This window comes from Micromonospora sp. RL09-050-HVF-A (assembly GCF_019374995.1).
Taxonomy (GTDB): domain Bacteria; phylum Actinomycetota; class Actinomycetes; order Mycobacteriales; family Micromonosporaceae; genus Micromonospora; species Micromonospora antibiotica.
This window is the reverse complement of sequence record NZ_JAGKQP010000002.1, coordinates 6,427,065-6,450,775: the sequence shown is the minus strand read 5'-3', so window position 1 is coordinate 6,450,775 and position 23,711 is coordinate 6,427,065. Positions and strand designations below refer to the sequence as shown.

Annotated in this window: 25 protein-coding genes and 1 pseudogene; 14 read left to right on the top strand and 12 right to left on the bottom strand. The window is 74.6% G+C overall.

Annotated features, from left to right (window positions below; genetic code table 11):
• Positions 1–7 precede the first annotated feature (7 nt).
• The 6 genes from J7462_RS28640 to J7462_RS28615 all read left to right on the top strand — a co-directional run bounded on the left by J7462_RS28640 (position 8) and on the right by J7462_RS28615 (position 5,638).
• Complete coding sequence (locus tag J7462_RS28640) at positions 8–973, top strand: hypothetical protein (RefSeq protein WP_219468772.1); 966 nt, start codon at positions 8–10, stop codon at positions 971–973.
• Between the two features lie 28 nt (positions 974–1,001).
• The gene (locus J7462_RS28635; RefSeq protein WP_208570737.1) at positions 1,002–1,859 is read left to right on the top strand and encodes a spermidine synthase; all 858 of its coding nucleotides are present in this window, start codon (positions 1,002–1,004) and stop codon (positions 1,857–1,859) included.
• Positions 1,860–1,941: 82 nt separating this feature from the next.
• Positions 1,942–2,646 (top strand): sigma-70 family RNA polymerase sigma factor, encoded by a 705-nt coding sequence (locus tag J7462_RS28630; protein ID WP_219468769.1) that lies wholly within the window; start codon positions 1,942–1,944, stop codon positions 2,644–2,646.
• Positions 2,643–3,425, top strand: a complete 783-nt coding sequence (locus J7462_RS28625; protein ID WP_208570735.1) for an anti-sigma factor — start codon at positions 2,643–2,645, stop codon at positions 3,423–3,425. Before J7462_RS28630 ends, J7462_RS28625 begins: the two co-directional genes overlap by 4 nt.
• 204 nt (positions 3,426–3,629) lie before the next feature.
• Positions 3,630–4,307, top strand: coding sequence for a hypothetical protein (locus J7462_RS28620; RefSeq protein WP_219468766.1), 678 nt, complete (start codon positions 3,630–3,632; stop codon positions 4,305–4,307).
• A gap of 410 nt (positions 4,308–4,717) precedes the next feature.
• A complete protein-coding gene (locus tag J7462_RS28615; protein WP_219468764.1) occupies positions 4,718–5,638 on the top strand; it encodes a DNA-3-methyladenine glycosylase in 921 nt (306 codons plus the stop codon).
• Positions 5,639–5,752: 114 nt separating this feature from the next.
• Here J7462_RS28615 and J7462_RS28610 read toward each other — a convergent pair whose 3' ends face one another.
• From J7462_RS28610 to J7462_RS28600, 3 genes are all read right to left on the bottom strand, one after another.
• Positions 5,753–6,262, bottom strand: coding sequence for a DUF1990 family protein (locus J7462_RS28610; RefSeq protein WP_219468761.1), 510 nt, complete (start codon positions 6,260–6,262; stop codon positions 5,753–5,755).
• A gap of 79 nt (positions 6,263–6,341) precedes the next feature.
• On the bottom strand, positions 6,342–6,764 hold the full coding sequence (locus tag J7462_RS28605; RefSeq protein WP_219468759.1) for an SRPBCC family protein: 423 nt from the start codon (positions 6,762–6,764) through the stop codon (positions 6,342–6,344).
• A 250-nt stretch (positions 6,765–7,014) separates the two neighbouring features.
• On the bottom strand, positions 7,015–7,224 hold the full coding sequence (locus J7462_RS28600) for a hypothetical protein (RefSeq protein ID WP_208569499.1): 210 nt from the start codon (positions 7,222–7,224) through the stop codon (positions 7,015–7,017).
• 133 nt (positions 7,225–7,357) lie between these two features.
• On the opposite strand from J7462_RS28600, the gene J7462_RS28595 reads away from it, so the two are divergent.
• Complete coding sequence (locus J7462_RS28595; RefSeq protein ID WP_219468756.1) at positions 7,358–8,473, top strand: ATP-dependent DNA ligase; 1,116 nt, start codon at positions 7,358–7,360, stop codon at positions 8,471–8,473.
• A 32-nt stretch (positions 8,474–8,505) separates the two neighbouring features.
• A complete protein-coding gene (locus tag J7462_RS28590; RefSeq protein WP_374197554.1) occupies positions 8,506–10,086 on the top strand; it encodes an alpha/beta hydrolase in 1,581 nt (526 codons plus the stop codon).
• A 128-nt stretch (positions 10,087–10,214) separates the two neighbouring features.
• Here J7462_RS28590 and J7462_RS28585 read toward each other — a convergent pair whose 3' ends face one another.
• Positions 10,215–10,709 carry a potassium channel family protein gene (locus tag J7462_RS28585; protein ID WP_219468753.1) on the bottom strand — a complete coding sequence of 165 codons (495 nt, stop codon included), beginning with the start codon at positions 10,707–10,709 and terminating at the stop codon, positions 10,215–10,217.
• 121 nt (positions 10,710–10,830) lie between these two features.
• Between J7462_RS28585 and J7462_RS28580 the strand changes: the two genes are divergently transcribed.
• Positions 10,831–11,283, top strand: a complete 453-nt coding sequence (locus tag J7462_RS28580; RefSeq protein WP_219468750.1) for a GNAT family N-acetyltransferase — start codon at positions 10,831–10,833, stop codon at positions 11,281–11,283.
• 52 nt (positions 11,284–11,335) lie between these two features.
• Here the strand turns inward: J7462_RS28580 and J7462_RS28575 are convergent, their stop codons facing one another.
• Genes J7462_RS28575 through J7462_RS28560 form a run of 4 tightly spaced genes read right to left on the bottom strand, consistent with a single transcriptional unit; the run spans position 11,336 to position 18,992 of the window.
• Positions 11,336–12,076: an ABC transporter ATP-binding protein gene (locus J7462_RS28575; protein WP_255597933.1), complete on the bottom strand. Its 741-nt coding sequence runs from the start codon at positions 12,074–12,076 to the stop codon at positions 11,336–11,338.
• Positions 12,073–13,071: an ABC transporter ATP-binding protein gene (locus tag J7462_RS28570; protein ID WP_208569503.1), complete on the bottom strand. Its 999-nt coding sequence runs from the start codon at positions 13,069–13,071 to the stop codon at positions 12,073–12,075. Before J7462_RS28570 ends, J7462_RS28575 begins: the two co-directional genes overlap by 4 nt.
• Before the next feature lies 1 nt (position 13,072).
• Entirely contained in the window at positions 13,073–15,763 is a 2,691-nt protein-coding gene (locus J7462_RS33050) for an FtsX-like permease family protein (RefSeq protein WP_219468747.1), read from the bottom strand.
• 43 nt (positions 15,764–15,806) lie between these two features.
• The gene (locus J7462_RS28560; RefSeq protein WP_219468744.1) at positions 15,807–18,992 is read right to left on the bottom strand and encodes an ABC transporter permease; all 3,186 of its coding nucleotides are present in this window, start codon (positions 18,990–18,992) and stop codon (positions 15,807–15,809) included.
• A gap of 155 nt (positions 18,993–19,147) precedes the next feature.
• Here J7462_RS28560 and J7462_RS28555 point away from each other — a divergent pair, with 155 nt between their 5' ends.
• Positions 19,148–19,441, top strand: a complete 294-nt coding sequence (locus tag J7462_RS28555; protein ID WP_208569506.1) for a hypothetical protein — start codon at positions 19,148–19,150, stop codon at positions 19,439–19,441.
• 41 nt (positions 19,442–19,482) lie between these two features.
• Here J7462_RS28555 and J7462_RS28550 read toward each other — a convergent pair whose 3' ends face one another.
• Positions 19,483–20,070, bottom strand: coding sequence for a GNAT family N-acetyltransferase (locus J7462_RS28550; RefSeq protein ID WP_219468741.1), 588 nt, complete (start codon positions 20,068–20,070; stop codon positions 19,483–19,485).
• Between the two features lie 14 nt (positions 20,071–20,084).
• Positions 20,085–20,273, bottom strand: a complete 189-nt coding sequence (locus J7462_RS28545) for a hypothetical protein (RefSeq protein ID WP_208569508.1) — start codon at positions 20,271–20,273, stop codon at positions 20,085–20,087.
• Between the two features lie 247 nt (positions 20,274–20,520).
• On the opposite strand from J7462_RS28545, the gene J7462_RS32690 reads away from it, so the two are divergent.
• Positions 20,521–20,766 carry a hypothetical protein gene (locus J7462_RS32690; RefSeq protein WP_255597932.1) on the top strand — a complete coding sequence of 82 codons (246 nt, stop codon included), beginning with the start codon at positions 20,521–20,523 and terminating at the stop codon, positions 20,764–20,766.
• Here J7462_RS32690 and J7462_RS28535 read toward each other — a convergent pair.
• Together J7462_RS28535 and ligD are read right to left on the bottom strand one after the other, a co-directional pair.
• Positions 20,759–20,914, bottom strand: coding sequence for a hypothetical protein (locus J7462_RS28535; RefSeq protein WP_219468737.1), 156 nt, complete (start codon positions 20,912–20,914; stop codon positions 20,759–20,761). The genes J7462_RS32690 and J7462_RS28535 overlap by 8 nt on opposite strands.
• A gap of 378 nt (positions 20,915–21,292) precedes the next feature.
• Positions 21,293–22,294 (bottom strand): annotated as a pseudogene (gene ligD / locus J7462_RS28530) (non-homologous end-joining DNA ligase); the annotation flags it as partial.
• A gap of 47 nt (positions 22,295–22,341) precedes the next feature.
• Here ligD and msrB point away from each other — a divergent pair.
• The 3 genes from msrB to J7462_RS28515 all read left to right on the top strand — a co-directional run bounded on the left by msrB (position 22,342) and on the right by J7462_RS28515 (position 23,621).
• Positions 22,342–22,752 (top strand): peptide-methionine (R)-S-oxide reductase MsrB, encoded by a 411-nt coding sequence (msrB, locus tag J7462_RS28525; RefSeq protein WP_219468733.1) that lies wholly within the window; start codon positions 22,342–22,344, stop codon positions 22,750–22,752.
• 104 nt (positions 22,753–22,856) lie between these two features.
• Positions 22,857–23,114: a Prokaryotic metallothionein gene (locus tag J7462_RS28520; RefSeq protein WP_219468730.1), complete on the top strand. Its 258-nt coding sequence runs from the start codon at positions 22,857–22,859 to the stop codon at positions 23,112–23,114.
• A 60-nt stretch (positions 23,115–23,174) separates the two neighbouring features.
• Positions 23,175–23,621, top strand: a complete 447-nt coding sequence (locus tag J7462_RS28515) for a GNAT family N-acetyltransferase (protein ID WP_219468727.1) — start codon at positions 23,175–23,177, stop codon at positions 23,619–23,621.
• Positions 23,622–23,711: the final 90 nt, after the last annotated feature.

Sequence of the window (23,711 nt, the reverse complement as noted above, 5' to 3'; positions counted from 1 at the left end):
CGGTGACGTGACCGGGCCGCAGCTGTTCGTGGACGCCTGGGACCCGTCCTACGGGGCGTCGTTCGAGGCGACGCCGGGTGGGCCGGTGACGCCGAGCAGCACCCAGGTCGACACCGACGTGGAACTGCCGGCGGTGGACTGGCGGGCGATCGGGCCGCGCCCGGGGGTGGCCGCCCCGGACGTGGTGCTGCTCGTCGACGGGGTACGCCGGATCGACGCCAGCGTGTGGACGGCCGAGGAGGACGGTGCCTCGTACCCGGGGATCGCCGCCTCGTACGCGGCCGGGGTGGTCCGTTGTGACCTGGAGCGCGGCGCGGCCGAGCTGGCCGGGGCACGGGTGGGTCGGGGCCTGTTCACGGCCAGCCCGTCGGCGCAGGAGGTGGCCTGCGGGCAGGTGCGCTACCCGGTGCACCGGGTCGGCGGCACCGGGGAGCTGAGCAAGCTGCCCGCGGCGGTGCAGGCCCCGCTGACCGCCCTGGAGGTGGCCGTGTCCGACGCGGCCCGCACCGACGGGGACCTGCTGGTGGTGGACGGCCCGCTGCGGGCGCGTCGGCAGCTGCCGCGCACCCTGGGCTACATCAAGACCCAGCACAGCCAGTATCTCGACGCCCGGCTCACCGCCGTGGTCACCGGGCTGGGCTCCGGCCAGCGGTCCCCGGTGTTCCGGCTCGGCACCGCCTGGGGTGGCTGGTCGTGGTACCTGCGGCTGCCGGTGACGGTGGGTGCGCCGTGGGCCGGGATCGTCCGGCTGGAGTGCTCGCCCGACCTCGAACCGCAGGACGCGATCGCGCTGGCCGACCTGTCGCTGGTCACCCTGCCCCGGTTCGCCTCCTCGCCGTACAAGGACCCCCGGGCCCCGCAGAACCTGGTGCCGATCGCCGGGTTGGAGCGGCGGCTGCGCGGGCTGCTGGGCGACGCCCGGTTGCTGCACCGCGCGCTGACCATGGCCAGCCGCAGCGGGATGCGTCGCTGATGGGCCACGACCATGGGAGGTGCCGCTGATGGGCCGCCGTCGGGGCGACGACCGGATCGTCGTGGACGTGGACACCGGTCGGGCCGAGCTGGTGCCGGACCCGGACCGGCCGCGCTCGTGGACGCTGCTGCTCGACGACGCCCCGCAGTCGCACGTGGACCTGGCCGACCCGACGCACCTGGAGTTCGAGTACGTCCGCCGGTTCGGCGCGGCGCTGGACCTGCTCGCCCCGCCGGGGGCCCCGCTGCGGGTGCTGCACCTGGGCGGCGGCGCGCTGACCCTGCCCCGGTACGTGCAGGTCACCCGGCCCGGGTCGACGCAGCGGGTCGCCGAGGTCGACGGCGCGCTGGTGGAGCTGGTCCGCCGGGAGCTGCCCTGGCCGGCCGACTCCCGGCTGAAGGTGCGGGTCGCCGACGCCCGGGCCACCCTGGAGGCCAGCCGCGACGGCGGGTACGACGTGGTGGTCGCCGACGTCTTCGCCGGTGCGCGTACCCCCGCCCACCTGACCAGCGCGGAGTACGCGGGGCAGGTGGCCCGGGTGCTCGCGCCGGGCGGCTGGTACCTGGCCAACCTGGCCGACGGTCCACCGTTGCGGCACGCCCGCGCCCAGGTGGCGACGGTGCGTTCGGTGCTGCCCCGGGCCGCCCTGGTCGGTGACGCGGCCGTGCTGCGGGGGCGGCGGCACGGCAACCTGGTGCTGGTGGCGGGGCGGGTCGAGCCGCCGGTGCCGGAGTTGACCCGCCGCGCGGCCGGGGACTGGTTCCCCGGTCGGGTGCTGGCCGGCGACCAGTTGGACCGGTTCGTGGCCGGCGCGGCGGTGGTCACCGACGCGGACGCCACGGGCTCCGTTCCGCCGCCGCCAGGAATTTTTTCGGTCCGCCGTTGATCCGCCGGGATGGGCGTTCCGTATCAAGGGTCGGCGCCCTCCCCGTGGGCCCGCTGATGTCGGTGGACAGCAGGAGGTCTGGATGAGTGCGGTCGCGGCCGGCTTGCACGGCGAATTGGCCAGGCCAGGGTGGATGTTCGCCCGGGCCCAGCCGCAGTCGCGTGCGTCGAGGTCAAGCCGGGGGGTCGACGCCGGCCCCACCGATCGCCAGAATGGCCCGGTGACTCCGCGGTCGGCGCCCGGGCGGCACCAGGCCCCGGCGACGACCCCGGAGGCGAGCCACTCCGACCAGTTGGTCCGGCTGCTCTACGCCGAGCACGCCGGCCCGCTGCTGATGTTCGTGATGCGGTTGACCGGTGGTGACCGGCAGCGCGCCGAGGACATCGTCCAGGAGACGCTGCTGCGGGCCTGGCGCAACGCGCACCGGCTGGGCGTGCAGGGGCAGGGTTCGCTGCGGCCCTGGCTGGTCACGGTGGCCCGGCGGATCGCCATCGACGAGCACCGCAGCGAGCAGGCCCGCCCGCCGGAGACGTACGACCGGGATCTGACGGCGTTCGCCGAGGCGGACAGCACCGACCGGGTGCTGCGCACCATGACGGTGGCGGACGCGCTGCGTACGTTGAGCCAGTCGCACCGGGAGATCCTGGTGGCGACGTACTTCCGTGGCCGGACGGTGCCGGAGGCGGCCGAGGAGTTGGGCCTGCCGCTGGGCACCGCGAAGTCGCGGGTCTACTACGCGCTGCGCGCGCTGCGCACGGCCCTACAGGAGAGGGGGGTGACGGAATGAGCCGGGCAGACCATATGGACGTAGCCGCCTACGCGCTCGGCGTCCTGGACGTGCAGGACACCGAACGGTTCGAGGAACACCTCGCGACCTGCTGGGCGTGTGCCGCCGAGTTGGAGACCATGGTCCCGGTGGTGGGGCTGCTCTCCGACATCGACGGCGAGACGATGATGGCGATGGAGCAGACCGCGACGGACCCGCGGCTGTTGGACCGTACCCTGGTCGCGGTCCGTACCCACCGGCGCAAGGCCCGGTTCCGGCAGGTGCTGTCGATGGCCGCCGCGGTGGTGGCGGTCGGCGCGCTCAGCGGCGTCGGTGTGGCCACCTTCGGCAACCCGGGCGGCGGTTCCGGCCCGGTGATCGCCGAGCCGAGCCGGTCCGCGCCGGTGGACGGGCCGGCGAGCCCGCAGCCGACCCGGTCGGGGCCGTCGGTGGGTGGCACCGAGATCGAGGGCGACCAGTTCGACGCGACCGACGGCAGCACCGGGGTGAAGACCACCATGTGGCTCGCCAGCAAGGAGTACGGCACCTGGATCGGGTTCAACCTGACCCGGCTGCCCGGCCCGCGCACCTGCCGGCTGGTGGTCATCCGCAAGAACGACACCACCGAGGTGATCTCCACCTGGGCGGTGCCGGGAACGGGTTACGGCACCACCGCCAACCCGCAGAATCTCCAGTTGGAGGCGTCCACCTCGGCGCCGCGCGGTGAGATCGCGAAGTTGCAGGTGCAGTCGGTGGACGCCAACGGGGTGGCGAGTCCGCTGGTGACCCTGGTTCCCTGAACCAACCGTCGAAACGGCGTCGACCCGGTCCGGGTCGACGCCGTTTCGGCTTTCCGGGCCCGGAGGGTGCCTCTGCTGGCGCACACGTACGGCCGGCCGGAACGGTTCAACGAATCAGATGTGAAATGGCCCACTGTAGATCGTTCAACCTTGACAGTGGACGCTCCGTACTACTCGGTGAACCGCCAAGAATGAGGAGGGCACGTGGCAAAGATCAAGCGGACGACCGTCATCGTCGCGAGCGCGGTGGTCGCACTCACGGCCTGCGCACCCGCAGGTTACAACGGAGCGAACTCCAGCGCAGCCGAGCCGGTCGCCGTCGCCGCGGCCGAGCCCACCGCGTCGGTCGAGCCGGATACCTCGGCCTCCCCCGGTGCGCCCGGCGCCTCGGGCGCCCCCGCCGCCGACCAGGCGCCGCCCCCGGCCAACGTTCAGCTCACCGACCAGCTCGTCGGTAAGAAGATCGCCCGGATGGGCAAGGTCGTGGTGGACCAGGAGGGCTTCATCCTCTACCGCTTCGACAAGGACTCCGACGATCCGCCGTCGTCGAACTGCGTCGACAAGTGCGCCCAGGTCTGGCCGCCCGCGCTGACCGACGGCAACCCGCAGCTCCAGGGCGTCTCCGACGACAAGGTCGGCACCGTCACCCGCCAGGACGGCACCCGCCAGATCACCATCGGTGGTTGGCCGGTCTACCGCTACATCGGCGACAAGAAGGCCGGCCAATGGAAGGGCCAGGGCGTCGGCGGCACCTGGTTCGTGGTCGACCCGAACGGCAAGAAGAACCTGACCTGCCTGCCCACCGGCACCCCGAAGGCGGTCGCCCCGCCGGCGGCCGGCGACTCGGGCGGCTCCAGCAGCGGCGGCGACTACACCTACTGATCCAGCATCAGCCGGGACACGGTGGCCGGTCGCAGCCGGGGAGGGCGCGGCCGGCCACCGGCACACCAGGGCCTCGACGTACCGGCAGCGTCGCACGGTCCCGGCCGCGACGCCGGCCCTCACCGGGCCGGCGTCGCGGTACCACCCGCCGGACCCTCCCCCCACGAACCCCCGGAGCGGACGAGGGCGGTGGACGCGCCACACGCCAGCGGGCGCGCGCCATCGAAGGTCCCCCCAACCCCGCACCCACGGCCGCTCGGGCGGCCGGTCCACTCCGGGATGGAGACACCGCCGACGCGCAGGGCGTCGGCGGTGTCGTCCATTTCCGGCCCCGGCCCCTCGCCGGGGCGGGGCCGGACGCCGGGGCGGGGCCGGGTGACCCGGCCGCCCGGGCATGGCACAGTGACGGGGTGACCTGGGACGAGCCGGCAGCACGCCGGGTGCTGCGACCGCCGGCCGACTACCGGTTCACCGCCTCCGTCCGGCCCCTCACCTTCAGCCCGTACGACCCGTGTGCGCGGATCGCCGCCGGCACCTTCTGGTGGGCCACCCGCACCCCGGCCGGTCCGGCCACCCTCGCCCTGCGCCCTGGGCAGGGGGAACTGGTCGCCGAGGGCCACGGGCCGGGTGCCGACTGGGTGGTCGAGCGGGCCGACGCGGTCGCCGGCCTGCGCGACGACCTGACCGGCTTCGCCGAGCTGGCCGCCGCCCATCCGGTGGTGGCCGAACTGGCCGCCCGGCACCGGGGGCTGCGGATGCCCGCCACCGGCCAACTCTTCCCCCGGGTGCTGCGCGCCGTCTTCGAACAGAAGGTCACCGGCACGGAGGCGTACCGGGCGTACGCGGCGACCGTACGGCACTTCGCCGAGCCCGCGCCCGGCCCGTTCCAGCCGCTGCTGCTGCCACCCGACGCGGCCACCGTGGCGGCGACGCCGTACTGGGTGTTCCACCCGTTCGGCGTGGAGCAGCGCCGGGCCGACACGCTACGGCGGGCCGCCGCCCTGGCCGACCGGCTGGAACGCTGCGTCGACAGCGCCGAGGCGACCCGACGGCTCACCGCGATCCCCGGCATCGGCCCGTGGACCGCCGCCGAGGTGGTCCGGATCGGGTACGGCGACCCGGACGCGGTAAGCGTCGGCGACTACCACGTGCCGAACACGGTGGCCTGGGCGCTCGCCGGTGAGGCGCGCGGTGACGACGCCCGGATGCTCGACCTGCTCGCCCCGTTCCGGGGTCACCGGGGTCGGGTCTGCCTGCTGCTGGCCGTCGCCGGCATCCAGGCGCCCCGGTTCGGTCCCCGGATGCCGATCCGCTCCTTCGCCCGCTTCTGACCCCTCCCCACCAGCCACCGTCGCCCCGCCGGGCGGGGACCCGGTGCGCCGTGTCGCCGATGCAGGGGGCTACCGGGGCGGGTGGCTGCCGTTACCGAGGCGACCCCGGGTCGCTCATGACGTCGGCTGGTGGGAGAGCCGGCGCAGGGTGTGGGCCAGCCAACGGGCGTACCCGTGCTGGACGGCGCGACCGGCGGGCCCGGCGGCGGTCATGAACCAGCGGTCCGGCCGGCTGAACGCGGTGACCTCGAAGCTGACCCTGCCTTCAGCGTCGCAGCGGACCAGGAACGCTTCCTCCCCGCGTTCCGGATGGCCGGGCAGGGTGCCGTAGCCGAAGCCGGCCTCCCGGTCGCCCTCGGCCACCCAGACCACCTCGCACGGCCCCCACACCCGCAGTGGTCCCAGCCCGAGCCCCGGGGTGACCCGCGCCCCGGGCGCGGCCCGGGGCGCGTCGGTGCGCATCCGCACCCCGGCCGCCCGGTGCAGCCGCCAGCTCAGCACCGCCTCGGCGGCGACCAGGAAACTGCCGGGCGGCATCGGGGCGGTGTGCCGCAGGTGGTGGTAGCCCGCCGGTAGCGGCCCCCGTCGGGTCGCACCCACCTCGGGGTACGTCAACTCGGACACCGTGCCTCCCCAGGGTCATCCCCAGCCTATGGCCGATGTCGTCGACCGGCGACCCGACCGGCGGTGCCGCCCACCCGGCTCAGCCGGCCTCGCAGCGTCGCCGGAGCCCGTCGGCCTCCAACCGCAGGTAACGGCGCACCAGCCGGCCGCCGAGCCGGCCGGTGGGTCCGGCGAGGGGTCCGGTGAGCACCAGGGCCAGCTCCACCCGGACCCGACCGTCGGGCAGCGGCACGATCCGGTGCTCGCCCCGGCTGTGCACCCCCGGGGTGCTGGACTCCCAGACGAAGCAGCGGGGCGGGTCGATCTCGGTGACCCGCCAGGACGTCGGACGGAGCCAGGGCTGCTCCAGCCGGGCGGTGGCCCCGAGGACCAACGGTCCGGCCTCACCCCGGCGGGCGGTCCGCACCGATTCGGTCCACTCGGGCCAGCGGTCGATGTCGCTCTGCACCGCCCAGACCGTGTCGATGTCCGCGTCGATCTCGGTCGCCGTCTCGAACCGCATGCCGCCTCCGTGGCTCCACCGGCGGCACCCGCGTGCCGCCCGGTTCCCCGACGAGCCTGCCGCAGCGATCGTGACCGGGCCACCCTCCGGTCGCCCTCCCGACCGTGCGACCTCCCGACCGTGCGCCCGCCGGGACGCGGCCCGGCCGGACGCGGGGATCGGACGTAGCCTCGACCGGACGGGGCCTCGACCGGACGCAGCCTCGGCCGGGGCGCGGGTCAGCCGGGTGGGGCCTCGACCGGTGCGCGGGTCAGCCGGCCTCGCGCAGGTCGGCCAGGTCCAGCGGGGTGTGCCGGTGGAGCAGCTCGGTCAGTTCGGCGACGGTGCCCGCCTCGCCGAGCACGTTCCTGCCGCCGCCGAAGCGGGCCGGATAGCGGTGCACCAGGCGGTAGCGGTGCCGGCCCCGCACCAGCTCGACGCTGACCTGCCAGCGCCCACAGCAACCACACCGCCACTCCACCCCGCGACGGTAGCTCCGAGCTGCGCAGACGAATCCGCCCCCGAGGGACGGCCGGTACCCACGGGGACACGCCGGACCGGGACCGACGGTGATCTGCCTCACCACTGTCGGTGGCGTCTGGTTGACTGTCGCCGTGGACCTGCCGATCAACCCGCCGGTCGAGCCGATGCTGGCCAAGAGCGTGGCCCGCCTGCCCACCGATCCCGGCCTGACCTACGAGCCCAAGTGGGACGGCTTCCGCTGCATCGTGTTCCGCGACGGCGACGAGGTCGAGCTGGCCAGCCGGGGCGGCAAGTCGATGACCCGCTACTTCCCCGAGGTGGTCGCGCAGGTGCGGGCGCAGCTGCCCGAGCGGTGCGCGGTCGACGGCGAGCTGATCGTGATCCGGCGCGACGGTCCGGGCGGCCAGCCCCGGCTCGACTTCGAGCAGCTCGCCCAGCGGATCCACCCGGCCGCCTCCCGGGTCGCCCTGCTCGCCGAGACGACCCCGGCCGACTTCGTCGCCTTCGACCTGCTCGCCCTCGACGACGAGCTGCTGGTCGACCAGCCCTACCCGACCCGGCGGGAGCGTCTGGTGCGGGCGCTGGCCGGGGTCCGGCCGCCGGTGCACGTCACCCAGGTCACCACCGATCCGGAGACCGCCCGGCGCTGGTTCGAGGTGTTCGAGGGTGCCGGGCTGGACGGGTTGATCGTCAAGCCGGCCGACCTGACCTACCAGCCGGGCAAGCGGCTGATGGCCAAGGTCAAACATGCCCGGACGGCCGACGTGGTGGTCGCCGGGTTCCGCTGGCACAAGTCCGGGCCGGTGGTCGGCTCGTTGCTGCTGGGCCTCTACGACGACGCCGGGGTGCTGCACCACGTCGGGGTGAGCGCCTCGTTCACCATGGCCCGCCGGCAGGAGCTGCTCGACGAGCTGGCCCCCTACCGGGAGGGCGACGCGGAGCACCCGTGGGTGCACGGCGACCACGAGCGCGGCCAGCGGATCCCCGGCGGGGTCAGCCGCTGGACGGGCGGCAAGAACCTCGACTGGGTGCCGCTGCGCCCCGCGCTGGTGATGGAGGTCGGCTACGACGCGATGGAGGGCGACCGGTTCCGGCACACCGCCCGGTTCGTCCGCTGGCGGCCCGACCGCGATCCCCGGTCCTGCCGCTACGACCAGCTCGACCGCCCGGTGCGCTTCGACGTCGACCAGGTGCTCCGGGGCGATCCGGCGGCGACCGTGCCGCCGGACGCCGGCACCCGGGCGTAGCCTGACTGCTACCCGATCATGGAGGTTCGCCGGTGACCAGCACCGCCCGCCGCAGCCGCCGGTTCCGGCTCGCCCTGGCCGGGTTCGTCGCGGGCGCGTTGCTCGTCACCGGGTGCACCCTGCCGGCGTTCGCCCCGCGGACGGAGGACTCGTCGGCGGCGGCACCGGGCGACACGCCCGCCTGGCGGGCCTGCCCGGAGGTGGCCGACGAGCTGGTGGGCCGGGGTGCCCCGGGCATGCGCTACGAGTGCGCCCGGATCGCGGTGCCCCGCAACTGGGGTGCCGGGACGGGAGCGACCACCGGACCGGGCAGCGGCGAGACCTTCGAGATCGCGCTGCTGCGGGCCCGGTCCTCGAAACAACGGGACCGGATCGGTTCCCTGGTGATCAACCCGGGTGGGCCGGGCGGTTCCGGCGTGGACACCGCCGTCTACCTGTCCTTCGGGCCGTCCTTCGGGGGGCTGCCCGCCGCGGTCACCGACCGGTTCGACATCGTCGGCTTCGACCCACGCGGGGTGTCCCGGTCCAGCCCGGTCAAGTGCATCTCCGACGCCGACCTGGACGCCAGCTTCGGCTACGACCCCGACCCGCGCAGCCAGCAGTCGTTCGACGCCTACCAGGCGCTCAACCGGCGGATCGGCCAGGGCTGCGGCAACCGGTACGGCGACCAGCTCCCCCTCTACGGCACCGAGCAGGCCGCCCGGGACATGGACGCGGTGCGGGCCGCCGTCGGCGACGACAAGCTCACCTACCTCGGCTACTCCTACGGCACCCTGCTCGGCGCGACCTACGCCCAGCTCTACCCGCAGCGGGTCCGGGCGCTGGTGCTCGACGGTGCGGTCGACCCCCGACAGCAGTTGGTGGCCGGGTCGGAGAGCCAGGCCCGGGGCTTCGAGCGGGCATTCGACAACTTCGACCGGTGGTGCGCGGCGAATGCCGGCCGCTGCCCGATCGCCCCGGACGCCCGGGCTGCGGTGACCGCGGCGATCGACAAGGCGAAGGTCTCCCCGGTACGCGGTGCCGACGGGCGGGAGGCCACCTCCGGGTGGGTCTTCTACGCGGTGATCTCCTCGCTCTACACCGAGTCGGGTTGGGAGGAGTTGGCCCGCGCGATCGACCGGCTCGACGAGGGCGACCCGACCGACGTGTTCAAGCTCGCCGACGCGTACGCCGGGCGGGGCGAGGACGGGCACTACTCCAACCTCTTCGACGCCAACCTCGCGGTCAACTGCGCCGACGAGACCGAGAAGCCCAGCGTGGCGCAGATCCGCCAGTTGCAGTCGCAGTGGCGGCAGCAGTACCCGCTGTTCGGGCCGGCCCTGGCGGTGGGGATGTTCGGTTGCGTCGAGTGGCCGGGCGGGCGGGACCCGTACCCGACCGGCCCGGCCGACGGGGCGCCACCGATCGTGGTGGTGGGCACCACCGGTGACCCGGCCACGCCGTACGAGCAGACGGCCCGGCTGGCCGCGATGCTGGGGGTCGGCCGGGTGCTCACCTGGGAGGGCGAGGGGCACACCGCCTACCCGCAGACCGCCTGCATCACCGAGGCGGTGGACGCCTACCTGATCTCGCTCACCGTCCCCCGGGAGGGGTTGCGCTGCCCCGCCCGCTGACCCGGCGACGCCGCCACCGGGCGACGGACGCTCCTCCGTGCGACGGACGCTCCCGCCGGGCGAGACGGTCACCGACCCACCACGTCACGGTCGCTGCTCCGACCGGGTTTCGGGGTCGCTGCCGGTGGTCAGCGGCGGTTGCGGCGTCCGCGCAGCCGCTGCCTGACCAGGGTCGCGTGGTCCGGTGGGGCCGGCGGCGGTGGCAGCTCCGGCAGCTCGATGCCCTGCCGGGCGGCCAACTCCTCCAGCAGCGCCCGCATCCGGCGCACGTCGTTCTTCAGCTCCTCCTGCTCGACGTGCTCGAAGGCGTCGTCGTCGACGATGAGCCGGCTGGCGAAGTGCGCGGTGATCAGGGGAATGACCAGCAGCACCATGGTGGAGATCAGCAGCGCGGCCAGGACGCGTCCCTGCCAGCTGGTCGGGGAGATGTCGCCGTAGCCGACGGTGGAGGCGGTGACCACCGCCCACCACACGGCGTCGGCGGCGCTGCGGTGCTCCACCTGGCCGTAGATCACCCCGGCCACCACGATCATCAGCAGGTACGACGTGATCAGCGTCCGGGGCGAGTTGGCGAAGTACACCAGGCCTCGGTAGACCCACCGGAACGGCAACAACAGCTTCATGCCGCACCATGCTGCCTCCCGGACGCCACCGCCGCCCGCCGGGCGTCCGACGACCGACCGCAGGCCGGGACACCCACCTGTGCCCGGCGACCGGGCGGGGTGCTGTGACAGGCTGCCGGTCATGACCGACGTGATCCTCCGCGAGGCGGTCCGGGACGACCTGCCCGCCATCCTGGCCCTGCTCGCCGACGACGTGCTCGGCCGGACACGCGAGCACACCGGGGTGGACGAGGCGTACGAGCGGGCGTTCGCCGCCATCACCGCCGACCCACGCAACCAGCAGCTGGTGGCCGAACGCGCCGGGGAGGTCGTCGGCTGCTTCCAGCTCACCTACATTCCGGGGCTGGGCCGGCACGGCGCGGAACGGGCGCTCGTGGAGGCGGTCCGGGTCCGCTCCGACCTGCGCGGGCACGGGGTGGGCCAGGCGATGATGACCTGGGCGATCGACGAGGCTCGACGGCGGGGCTGCGGGTTGGTGCAGCTCACCACCGACAAGTCCCGCACCGACGCGCACCGCTTCTATCAGCGCCTCGGCTTCGTCGCCAGCCACGAGGGCATGAAACTCCCCCTCTGACCGTGAGGATGTGGGAGCGGGTCACCCGGCGGCCTGACCCACCCTCTGCCGGTCAGTCGTCGACCAGGCGGCCGTCGCGCAGGGTCAGCGCCCGGTCGGCCACCTCGATCAGAGCCGGGTCGTGGGTGGCGACCAGGGCGGTCATCCCCCGCGCGTGCACCACCGCGCGGAGCAGGTCCATGATCGCCCGGCCGGTCTCGGAGTCGAGCTGACCGGTCGGCTCGTCGGCGATCAGCAGGTCGGGTTCGTTGGCCAGGGCGCGGGCCACGGCGACCCGCTGCTGCTGCCCACCGGACAGCTCGTACGGGCGCTGACCGGCGTGGCCACCCAGGCCGACCAGCTCCAGCAGCACCGCCACCCGCTGCTCACGCTCCGCCGCCGGGACCCGGGCCAGCCGCAGCGGCACCCCGACGTTCTCCGCCGCCGACAGGATCGGCACCAGCCCGAAGGTCTGGAACACGAACCCGACCGTGCCCCGGCGCAGCCGCAGCAGCTCGGCCTCGCCGGCACCGGTGACGTCGTGCCCGGCCACCCGGACCCGGCCGGTGTCCGGTCGGTCCAGCCCGCCGACCAGGTTCAGCAGGGTGGTCTTGCCCGCGCCGGAGCGGCCCCGCACCGCCACCAGCTCACCCCGGGCGGCGGTGAAGGAGACCTCACGGACGGCGTGCACGGCGTGCCGCCCCCGGCCGAACGTCCGGCTCACCCCCTCGACCCGGACCACCTCGTCGGTGACCGCGTCGGCGGCCCGGACGACCGCCCCGTCGGCCCGGACGGCGGGAACCTGCTCGCTCATGCGTCACTCCCGTTCTGGTCCGGCGTCTGGTCGCCGGGGCGGACCTGCACGTGGTCGGGGGCGAGATCGAGGCGGACCCGGTCCCGCAACGCCAGGGCCGCCACGAAGGGCGCCGGGAGCTGCATCCGGCCGGTCCGGTCCAGCACCGCGTACTCCTCGCTGACCAGTTCGGTGCTGCCGTCGGCGCCGATCCGCGCGGTCCGGCGTACCTCGGAGGCGGTCCGGCCGTCGCGGATCGCGACGGTGCGGCGGACCTGGTCGGCGACGGCGTGGTCGTGGGTGACCACCACCACGGTCACCCCCAGTTCGGCGTTGATGGTGCGCAGCGCCGCGAAGACCTCCGCGCCGGTCGCCTCGTCCAGCTCGCCGGTCGGTTCGTCGGCGAAGAGCACCTCCGGGTCGTTGGCGACCGCCACCGCGACCGCGCAGCGCTGCTGCTCGCCGCCGCTGAGCTGCCCGGGACGCCGGTCCGCGCAGTAGCCCACCCCGACCAGGTCCAGCAGCTCGTCGGCCCGTCGTCGGCGGGCCCGGCCGCCACCACCGCGCCGGGCCAGCCGCATCGGCAGCTCCACGTTCTCCCGGGCGGTCAGGTACGGCAGCAGGTTGCGGCCGGTCTGCTGCCAGACGAACCCGACGGTGTGCCGCCGGTAGCGCAACCGGCGGCGGGCCGACAGCGCCAGCAGGTCGTAGTCGGCCACCCGGGCGATCCCCGCCGTCGGCGTGTCCAGCCCGGAGAGGATGTTGAGCAGGGTCGACTTGCCCGAGCCGGAGGCCCCGACGATCGCCACCAGCTCACCCCGGTCGATCACCAGGTCGAGCCCCTGGAGGGCGACCACCTCGACCCCTTCGGTCTTGAAGATCCGGACCAGGCCGTCGCAGACGATGTGCCCGCGCAGCCGGTCCTGCCCGCCGGCCCGTTCGGCCGCCCGCTGCGCCGCCCGGCGTTGCAGGTCCGCCAGGTCGGGTACGACGGGGTTCTGGGCGGTCGTGGTCATCTCAGCTCTCCTCTCCGAGCCGGAGCACCTCGCCGAGGCGCATCCGACGGTTGTTCAAAGCCTCCACCGCCATGGCGAAGCCCAGCGCGACCGCGCCGAGCCCGACCGTGGCGGCGACCAGACCGGGCGCGAAACCCACCCGTACCGGTGTGCCGTTGGTGAACGCGGCGAGCCCGAGCAGCGGGGTGAGCAGCACCGGCAGCAGCACCCCGACCAGCGCTCCGGTCAGCACCGCCACCCCCACCAGCGGGGCCAGCTCCACCAGCAGCAGCCCCCGCCACTGCCGGCGGGACAGCCCCAGGGTGCGCAGCCGGGACAGCACCTCACCCCGGGCGCGGGCCCCGGCGAGGACGGTGAAGGCGACGGCGAGCAGGGCCAGCACCCCACCGGCCACCGCCCCGGCGACGAACCCGAACGCCAGCAGCCCGTTCGCGCCACCGCCGCCCAGCCGCAGCCGGGTCTGCGACCAGGTCTGCACCACCACGCCCCGGGGTCGTTCCCGGCCGGTCACCGCGCCGCCGGTCTGGTAGCGCTGCTGTCCCTCGTCCCCGACCTGCCGCAGCACCCCGGCGTCGAGCCGGTCACCGGCGACCAGGAACGCGGTGGGAACGGGCGGGCTGTCCCGCGGGGGCAGCGCCTGCCAGGGCAGCACCACGTACCGGCTGGTGTTGGGTCGGGCCAGCGGGAAGTCGACGACGGTGTCGACGGGCGTGAACTCGTACCGCTGGCCCTGCACGGTGATGAAGGCGGACCGCAGCCCGGCGTCGGCCAGGTCGGCGGCGACCGCCGGGGAGACCACCGCCGGCAGCGGTCCGCCGCCCGGCCGGGCGTCGCGCAGCGGGCCGGGCACCCGGACGTCCCGGCCGGCGGCCCGTGCCGTGCGAGCCAGCCCGGGGCCGTCGACCAGCAGCACGCTGGTGTCGCGCAGCCGGGCGTCGGTGCCGTCGGCGTCGGTCGCCAGGCGTTGCGCCGACTCGTCGGCCAGCGCGGTGGCGGCCCGCACCCCGGCCAGGCGTTCCAGTGCCGGGCCGGTGTCCGGGGCGAGCCGGTCGCCTCGGATCAGCGCGTCCGCCGGCACCGCCCGGGTGGCGACGTCGTCGCGGGTGTCCTCGATGCCGGTGGCGATCACCGCGCAGAAGGCGGCGGTGGCGACCGCGAGCACCACCACGACCAGCGGGGTGGCCGCCGCCGCCCGGCCGGCGCGGGCCGTGCCCAGGAAGGCGACACTTCCCCGGGTACGCGCGGCGAGCCGCCCGGCCAGCCGCACCGGCCACGGGTAGAGCCGCAGCGCCAGCACCGACGCGGCGACCGCGACCAGCGCCGGCACCGACACCAGCAGCGGGTCCACCGTGCCGGGGGTGAGCCCGCGCCGCCGCAGCAGCACCACCGCCACCCCGGCCAGCAGCACCAGGGCGGCCTCGGTGGTGGCCCGCCGCGCGGACGGCCGTAGCCGGCCCAGGTCCCGCCGCCCGACCACCCCGGACGGTACGGCCAGCGTCGCCACCGGCAGGGCCAGGGTGACCAGGGCGGTCGCGCCGACGGCGAGCGGGCCGGTGTCGCCGGGCGCACCGGGCAGCAGGCCGCCGAGCAGCCAGCCCAATCCGGCGGCCGGCGGTACGACCAGCAGCGACTCGGCGAGGCTGCGCCGCACGCCGGTGGTGACCCCGCCACCCCGGGCCCGGATCAGCGCGAACTCGGTGCGGCGTCGGCGCACGGTCGACGCGGCGGCCAGCACCACCAGCCCGGCGAGTGTCGCCAACACCCCGGCGGCGATGACGGCGAGCAGGGTACGGGCCGAGGTGACCGCCCGCCCGAACTCACGCAGCGGGACGTCGACCCCCTGGGTCAGCTCCTTGCCGGTGCCGGTGCTGGCCCGCACCAGCCGCTGCACCCCGTCGACGAGGTGGTCGATGCGCCGGACGTCCATGCCGTCCGCGCCGAGCCGGTACCGCCAGGTGAACGACACCGGATGGTCCTCGACGGCCAGCCGGTCCAGCGCGGCGACGGAGACCAGCCCGACCAGGATGAACGGTTGGCCGTCCCCCTCCGGCTCGGCCACCTCCAGCACCGAGGGCAGGGTGTCCCAGTTGCCGTCGGCGGGGTCGACGGGCCGGAACAACCCGACCACGGTCAGCGGGGTCGGCGGGTGTTCCTCGTCGGGCGGGGCGAGGGTGAGCCGGCTGCCGACCCGTAGCCCGAACCGGCCGGCGATGTCGGCGGCCAGGGCCACCTGCACCGGGGCGTCGGCGGCGGCCGTCCCGTCCGGCCAGCGTCCCTCGACCAGGGTGCCCGCCGTCTCGACCCCGGGCATGGCCCGCAGGCCGAGGTGCACCAGGTAGTTGCCCCGGGCCAGGTCGGGGCCGGTGACCCGGTCCTCGGGGGTCTGCGCGGCATACCACCGCTGCGCCACGGCGGCCCGTACGTCGGCGGGCATCCGCTGCTGGAGCGTGTCCAGCTCGACCGCCTGGCTGCTCACCGACGGGGCGTCGACGCCGGGGCGGGTGGCGTACGTCAGGTCGCGGCGGGCGGCGGGCTCAGCGGCGAGGTGTTCCCGCAGGCCCTGGTCGGCCAGCCGGTTGACCACCCGGGGCACCCCGCCGACGAGCAGGGCGATCACCAGGGTCAGCGCGGCCAGCAGCAGGAACTGCCCGCTGTGGGCGCGCACCCGACGGATCACGGCACCGATGTTCATCGCTGGTCCTCCCCCTGGTGCGACGGTCCGGTCGTCGACGCCCTCACCGGTCTCCCCCGGTGTGCAGCCGGGCGATGGCGACCCGCCGCCGCAGCCCGGCGGCCATCGCCGCGCTGCCGGCCAGCGCGGCCAGCAGCAACCCCGCCACGGTCCACCCGATCGGGGTCCAGGCCAGGGCGAACACCGGTGCGGGCACCGGACGCCCGGCGGCCGGGGTGAGCACCACCAGCGGCGCCATGGTGGCCCCGACCACCGCGCCGAGCAGCAGCCCGACACCGACGCCGATCCCGGCCAGGAAGGTCTGCTCGGCGAGCAGCGCCCGGGCCAGCAGCCGGGGCGACGCGCCGAGGGTGTGCAGCACCGCGAACTCACCGGTCCGGTGTCGGGCGGTGGCCCAGACGTCCACCACCAGACCGACGAGGGCGAGCAGCACCGAACCGAGGGCGGCGGCCAGCAACCCCGTCCGGGCACCCTGCCAGTACGGGTCGTCGGCGGCCACGGCGGCGGCCTGCCGGCGGTCCAGCAGCGTCGTCCCGGGCAGGGCGGCGGCGGCCCGGGTCGCCTCGGCGTGCGCGGCGGGGTCGACCCGTAACCACCACTCGGGCACCGTCCGGACGGTCCCGGAGTTGCGGATCAGCCAGTCGGTGGCCGCCGGCAGGTCGAGCAGCACCCCGTCACCGGCGGTGGCGGGCAGCGCGGTCACCTCCCCGACCAGGCGCACCGGCAGGGAAACCCCGGACAGTGTCAGCACGACCGTCTCCCCGGGCCGAACGTTGAGCGCGGCCCGCACGGCGGGGGTCATCAGCGCCGGTGCGGGGGTGTCCGGGCCGTCCGGCACCACCGTGAAGCGGGACGACGGCTGGTAGGCGTACCGGCCGCCGTCGAGGAACCCGACGGGGTGGGTGGCGGTCAGCCCGGCGTCGACGACCCTGGCGCTGCTCTGCCCGGTGGGCTCTGCGGCAGCCACCCGCCACCGGCCGGTGAGGGCGACGGCGGTCGACCGGGCGTCCGGGCCGACGGTACGCAGGTCACGCACCTGGAGCGCGTATTCGGTGCCGGCCACGTCCCCGCCGTCGGCCTCGAATCCGGCCAGTCGTAGCCCGTCCACGGCCGGCAGGGTGACGCGGAACCCGACGGCCTGCCCGTCGCTGCCGGTGCGCGCCACGGGCAGCCGGTACGCCACCCCGTCGGCCCGGGTGAGCAGCACCGACACGGCGATCCGGTGCGGAACGACGGCTTGGTCGACGGGGGTCTGGACGGTGCCGGTGAGGCTGCGGGCGTCGGCCGGCAGCGGCACCCCGAGGGCCGGTCCCCGGGCGGCGGTCAGCGGTGCGAACAGCTCCCGCGCGGGCCGGTCGGCGAGTCGGTCGCTGAACTTGCCCACCTCGGCGGCGTGTGCGGTGTCCAGGCCCAGCACGGTGGCCTGCCGGTCGTCGCGGCCGACCCGGATGTCGTCCCGCCAGACCGGCAACGCCCGGTCGACCCCGGGCAGGGCGGCGAGCGTCGCGACCCGGTCGACGGGGGCGACCCCGCTCCGCTCGACCAGCCGCAGGTCCGCGCCGACGGTGTGGTCGGCCTGGTCGACCTGGGACCGTTCCCCGGTGGCGACCAGCGACCAGGCCAGGGTGCTGCCACCGACGGCGAGGGCGAGCAGCAGCACCGGTCCGGCGTGCGGACGCCGGCCGGCCTGCCACATGCCGAAGATGGTCGCGGTCCACAGCCGCCGGTCGACGAACCGTTCGGCGAACCGGGTGGCCGGGGGGAGCAGCCGCAACGCCACCACCGCACCGGCCAGCACCCCCAGGGTCGGCGCGGCCACCAGCAGCGGGTCGACGCCGAGGTCGTTGCCCGCGCCGGCCAGGGGTGAGGAGTAGCGGCGCAGCTGCACCCAGGCCAGCACGGCGAAGGCCACCAGGGCCAGGTCGAGCCCGGCCCGGCTGACCGTGGCGACCCGGTCGGGGCGGGACCGGGCGGCCAGGTCGGCCACGTAGGTGCCCGCGCCCCGCAGGGTGGGGGCGACCATGGCGACGAGACAACCGACGGCGGTGGCGACGGCCGCCACCCACACCCACCGGCCGCCGCCGACGGCGCCGCCCAGGTCGACCGGGCCGTCGGCGGCGACCCGGCGCAGCACCCCACCGGCGAGCAGCGGCCCGAGCAGGGCCGCCGGGACGACCACCAGGGTCGCCTCCCGGGCGGCCAGGCCGGCGAGCTGCCGGCGGGCCGCGCCCCGGGCCCGTAGCAGGGCGGTCTGCGCCCGGCGGTCCTCGTTCAGCAGGGCGGCGATCAGCACCAGCGCGTACCCGCCGAGGACCACGATCAGCAGCAGGGGGGTGGCCAGCGCGGAGCGACCGGCCAGGTCGGCCCGGCTGATCCGGTCGATCAGCCGGTCGAGGGTGGTGACCGCCTGTGCCGACGAGCCGAGCCCGGCCGCCTCGGGCACCTCCGTCGCGGCGGTGGCGACGGCCCGACGCAGCGCCGGCAACCGGTCCGCCCCGACGGCGGCCAGGTCGGGCGCGACCACCCAGGATGCGGAGACCGAGCCCGAGAAGGTGGCGGCGAAGTCGGCCGGGTCGAGCACGAACGGCCCGTGCGTGGCGTCGGCGTCCGGGTCGACGCCGAGCCCGGGGGCGAGCCGCCAGTACGGGTCGGCCGGGTCGCGCGGTCGCCAGGTCCCGGAGAGCACCACCTCGGTACGCCGGTCGGCGCTGCGGTCGCGCATCGGCACCCGGTCGCCGGTCCGCAGTCCCAGCGCACCGGCGACCTTCTCCGGCAGGGTGGCCTGGAGCGGGCCGGCCCCGGGGGTGGGCCAGCCGCCGTCGACGAGGTCGGCGTGGTCGACCAGGTCGTCCAGGGTGGCCAGGCTGGCGAAGACCGGTTCCTTGCCGGTACGGGTGCCCGGCCCGAGGTCGCCGGTGAGTTCCCGCCCCGTGCCGTAGCGGGCGGCGGCGACCCGCACCGGGACGTCCCCGAGGGCGGTCCGGAAGCCGTCCCGCACGGCCCGGTCCCGGCTGGTGAACTCGGTGTGGTCGCGCCCGCCGGAGCCGCTGACCAGCAGGCTGCGTTCCTCGACGGGGGCGGCGGCGATCAGCGCGCGTTGACCGGCGTCGACGGCCCGCCGGTTGTAGTCGGCCAGCCCGGTGACCAGTGCGATCGCGACCAGTGCGGCGGCCACCGCCGCGAGCAGCAGCCCCCGCGCCTCGCGGGCCCGCCTCCACACCAGCTTCATCCGTTGCCTCCCCGGGGGCCCGGGGTCGGGCCGACGGAGAGCAAGAGTGGCGACCCGGCGGTAAAGGTTCGCACCCGTTACTTGATCGTTACTCCGGTCACCGTGCGGCCGGGCCGGGGTTGGCCGTTCGGCGTCGATCTGGTGGGATCGGCGGCATGGAAATCGCCCTCATCCTGTCGAGCACCGCCCTCGTGCTGGCGCTGCTGTTGCAGCTCCCCCGCCGGGACGGCCGGGGCGACGGCTCGTTTCGACTGGTGGAGATCGAGCGTCGCCAGCGGCTGATCATGGAGCATCTGGGCATCGTGGACCGGGGCCCGGCTCTGCCCGGGGTGCGGGAGCACCTGGCCCGGGGCGAGAAGATCAAGGCGATCAAGGCTTACCGGGAGGCGACCGGGACGGACCTGCGCACCGCCAAGGAGGCGGTCGAGGCGATCGCCGCCGGACGCTGAGCCGACTGGGCCGGCCGGGACGCCTCCCGACCCGGCCAGGGTCAGCCCTGGACCGGCGTCCGCCGGGCCGGTCGGTACATGGAGCAGACCAGGGGGCCGCCCTCGATCGTGGTGCGCGCCGTGACCGTGAAGCCGAGACGTTCGTAGCGGCGGACGTTGCGCTCGTCGGAGGTTTCCAGCGCGATGCCGTTCGGGTCGCCGGACTCGTCGATGAGGGTCACCCCCGCGGCGGCGACGGCGGAGCCGAGACCGATGCCGCGCCGCTCCGGGTGGACGCCCAACGTCGCGAATTCCCACGCGCCGGGTGGCCGCGCCGGCAGCTCGACGGCCATGAGCGCCGCCAGCCGGTCACCGTGCAGCTCCGCGATCCGCGCCTGGAGGCCCTCCCCCGGCGCGGGCGCGTCGCCCGGCAGGAACGCGGCGACCGCCTGAGCGTCGTCAGTGACGAGGACCAGGCCGTGCGCGAGGGCGTGGCCCAGGTAGAGGGCCTGTAGCTCTTCGAGTCGACGCGGGTGGTCGTCGGCCGGGATCGACCATCGCGTCCACGGGTAGTCGTGGAAGGCGGCGGCGAGCGTACGTGCGGCGCGGGGCAGGTCGAGGGCGGTGGCCCGGCGGATGTGGCTGGTCATCGGCCCGAGCCTAGTCAGTCCTTGGTCAGCTCCGGCCGGTGCTCGCGGATCCACGCCTCGACGTCGACCTTCCGCCACACCTTGCCCATCGCCAGCACCGCCACGGGTTCCGGGAAGTTCCTCTGGTTGGCGATCACGGACGCGCGCTGCCGGGAGACGTTCCCGAGCATCGTCCTGATCTCCGACACGCCGACGAGGTCCACGGGTTGACAATGACAGCACCCACCGATCTCGACGCCGACAACTACGGAGGCTATTGACGGAGACAACGGACAGGGCCACGATAGTGGCGTGACCGAGTCGAACGTTTCGCCTGTTCATGATCGGCAGCGGCGGCCCGTGGGCGGGCATCCGCCGATGCGCCCGCTGTGGCGGTGCCGCACGTGCGCCGCACCCTGGCCGTGCCAACCCGCCCGCCTGCTCCTGACCAGGGAGTACCGGCGGGACCGGGTGGCACTGTCGATCTACATGGCCAGCCAGTTGTTCGAGGCCACCGCCGATCTGGTGCGACTCAATCCGCACCCGGCCCCGTCCCCGGCGGAACTGTTCGACCGTTTCCTCGCCTGGACGGCCCGACCGTCCACCCGGGCCGCGAACACGTCCCGGCCGGGCGACGGGCGTCGAGCCGGGGCCGCGACCCCGGAACCGGAACCGGCTACGGACCGCCCGGCCGACCGCCTGCCGGAAACTATCTGACGAGCAGGGTCAGTAGTCCGGTGAGGGCGACGAGGACCGCCGCCACCCCGGTGAGCACGGCCGGCAAGATCTTGAGGTATTCCAGGATCACGGAATGCCGGTGCGGCGTCCCACCGATCCGCTGCGTTCTTCTCGTCGTGGCCGCCATGGTGATTCCCCTGTCCGGTGCCCGCGTCCGGTCGGATGAATCGGAGCCGCTGACCGGCGAATCGACTGTCGCCGCCGGGCAGCAGCCGACCGGACACTCCACAGCGAGGGCATAATCCCTGTTCACACGAGTGCAGCCGACTTCCGCGCATCCTACCTTTCATATTCGACCGTAGGCGCGACGACCAGCCGAGCGCAATCATCAGTACCGGAAAGAGTGCGGAGGAATGCCATTTTCACGCGTGGGAGTGGCATGCTGCGCAACTGATTTCGGATTACCGGCGGACAGCCCGTACCCACCGTCGCCGCCGGCATTCCGATTTCCGTCGGCGGGGGTCGGCGGCTTTGACTCGGCGGTGTCGTCGGCCGGGCGCTTCGCCCGGCTCGGCTGCACCCGTTTCGGTTCGCCCGGCATCTTCGGATGGTCGGGCGGGTAGGGCAGGTCGCCCAGTCCGTGCCCGGCGTCCCGCTCGGCCCAGTCGAGCAGGGGCGTGATGTCGACCGGGTCGTCGTCGATGCCCGCGTGCGGGTCGCCCCGCTCGGCCAACCGGACCGGCACCGTTTTCAGGTCGAAGTCGTCCGGGTCGATGTCGGGCAACTCGTCCCAGGTGACCGGGGTCGAGACGGTGGCCCGCGCGTTGGCCCGCAGCGAGTACGCGCAGGCGATGGTGCGGTCCCGGGCCATCTGGTTGTAGTCGACGAAGACCCGGTGCCCGCGCTCCTCCTTCCACCAGGCGGTGGTGACGAGGTCGGGACGACGCCGTTCCAGCTCCCGGGCCAGCGCGATGGTGGCCCGGCGGACCTCGGTGAACGTCCAACGCGGGGCGATGCGCAGGTAGACGTGCAGCCCTCGACCGCCGGAGGTCTTCGGCCAGCCGGTGATGCCCAACTCGCCGAGAATGCCGCGCAGCTCGGCGGCGGCAGTGGCCGCGTCGGCGAAGTCGGTGCCGGGCTGCGGGTCGAGATCCACCCGCAGCTCGTCGGGGTGGTCGACGGCGGCGGCCCGGACCGGCCAGGGGTGGAACACCACGGTGCCCATCTGCGCGGCCCAGGCGACGTGGGCGAGGTCGGTGGGGCGCAACTCGTCGGCCCCGCGCCCGCTGGGAAAGGTGATCCCGACGGTCTGCACCCACGGCGGCACCCCCCGGGTGGGCACCCGCTTGGAGTAGAACGCCTCCCCCTCGACCCCGTCGGGGAAGCGTTGCAGGGTGGTCGGCCGGTCCCGCAGGGCGCGCATGATGCCGTCGCCCACCGCGACGTAGTAGTGGAAGACGTCGGCCTTGGTGAACCCACGCCCCGGGAAGATCACCCGATCCGGACTGCTCAGCCGGACGGTGTGCCCGGCCACCTCGACCTCGGTCGCCTTCGCGCTGCCCGCCATGGCGCGACCATATGCGATGCCCCCGACATCCGACGTACGGTTGACCGGTGAGTCCTGACGAGAAAGAGCTGCCCCGCACCGAGGACGAGTGGCGGGTCCGGTTGACCCCGGAGGAGTTCCGGGTGTTGCGCGAGGCCGGCACCGAGCGCCCCTTCACGGGCGAGTACGTCGACACCAAGACCGCAGGCGTCTACCACTGCCGGGCCTGCGGGCTGGAGTTGTTCTCCAGTGACACCAAGTTCGATTCGCACTGCGGCTGGCCGAGCTTCGACGACGCCATCCCGGGCCGGGTCAAGGAGATCCAGGACCGCAGCCTCGGCATGGTCCGCACCGAGATCCGCTGTGCCCGCTGCGACAGCCACCTGGGGCACGTCTTCCACGGCGAGGGTTTCACCCCGAAGGACACCCGGCACTGCGTGAACTCGGTCTCGATCCGGCTGGAGCCGACGCAGAGCTGACCCCGACACGCCGTCCAACCCGACCGAATTCAGGGCATTTGCCTCCTTTGGGCGTTCCCGCGAGGCACGCTTGGGGCAGATGTCCGATTCGGGGGGTACGACAGATGGCTACCTGCGAGGTCTGCGGCAACGACTACTGGATGGCGTTCGAGGTGCGTACGGTCAGCGGTGACGTGCACATCTTCGACAGCTTCGAGTGCGCGGCACACAAGCTCGCGCCGATCTGCGAGCACTGCCAGGTGAAGATCATCGGGCACGGCGTGGAGGTCGGCGGCCGGTTCTTCTGCTGCGCGCACTGCGCCCGCGCGGTGGAGGCCCTGGGCGCCGAGATCCGCGACGCGGTCGGTGCCCGCCCGGCCTGACCCGGCCCCGACGTCACGGGGCGTGCCGGGCCGGCGGGCGGGGTCGCCTAGCATCGCGGGATGGCCCCTCAGACCGTCGACGTCCACGTCGCCACGTTCGCCGAGTTGGACGCGCGCACCTTCCACGACCTGCTGCGGCTGCGCATCGACGTGTTCGTGGTGGAGCAGCGCTGCCCGTACCCGGAGCTGGACGGTCGCGACGTCGAACCCGGCACCCGGCACCTCTGGCTGGCCCACGACGGCGTCGCCCTGGCGTATCTGCGGATGCTGGTCGACCCGGGTGACGTGACGCGGATCGGTCGGGTGGTGGTGGACCCGGCGGCCCGGGGCGGCGGGCTCGCCGGCCGGCTGATGACCGAGGCCCTGCGGCTGGTCGGTGACCGGCCGTGCGTGCTGGAGGCGCAGGCCCACCTGGCGGGGTTCTACGCCGGGCACGGCTTCACGGTGACCGGAGCGCAGTACGTCGAGGACGGCATCCCGCACCTGCCGATGCGGCGGGAGAGCTGACCGGCCCACCCGGGGTGCCGCCTGGTCGAGCCGTCCGAAACATTGACGGATTCCGCTTTCCTGTGCAAGCCTGCGGGATAGAGCCGTCGT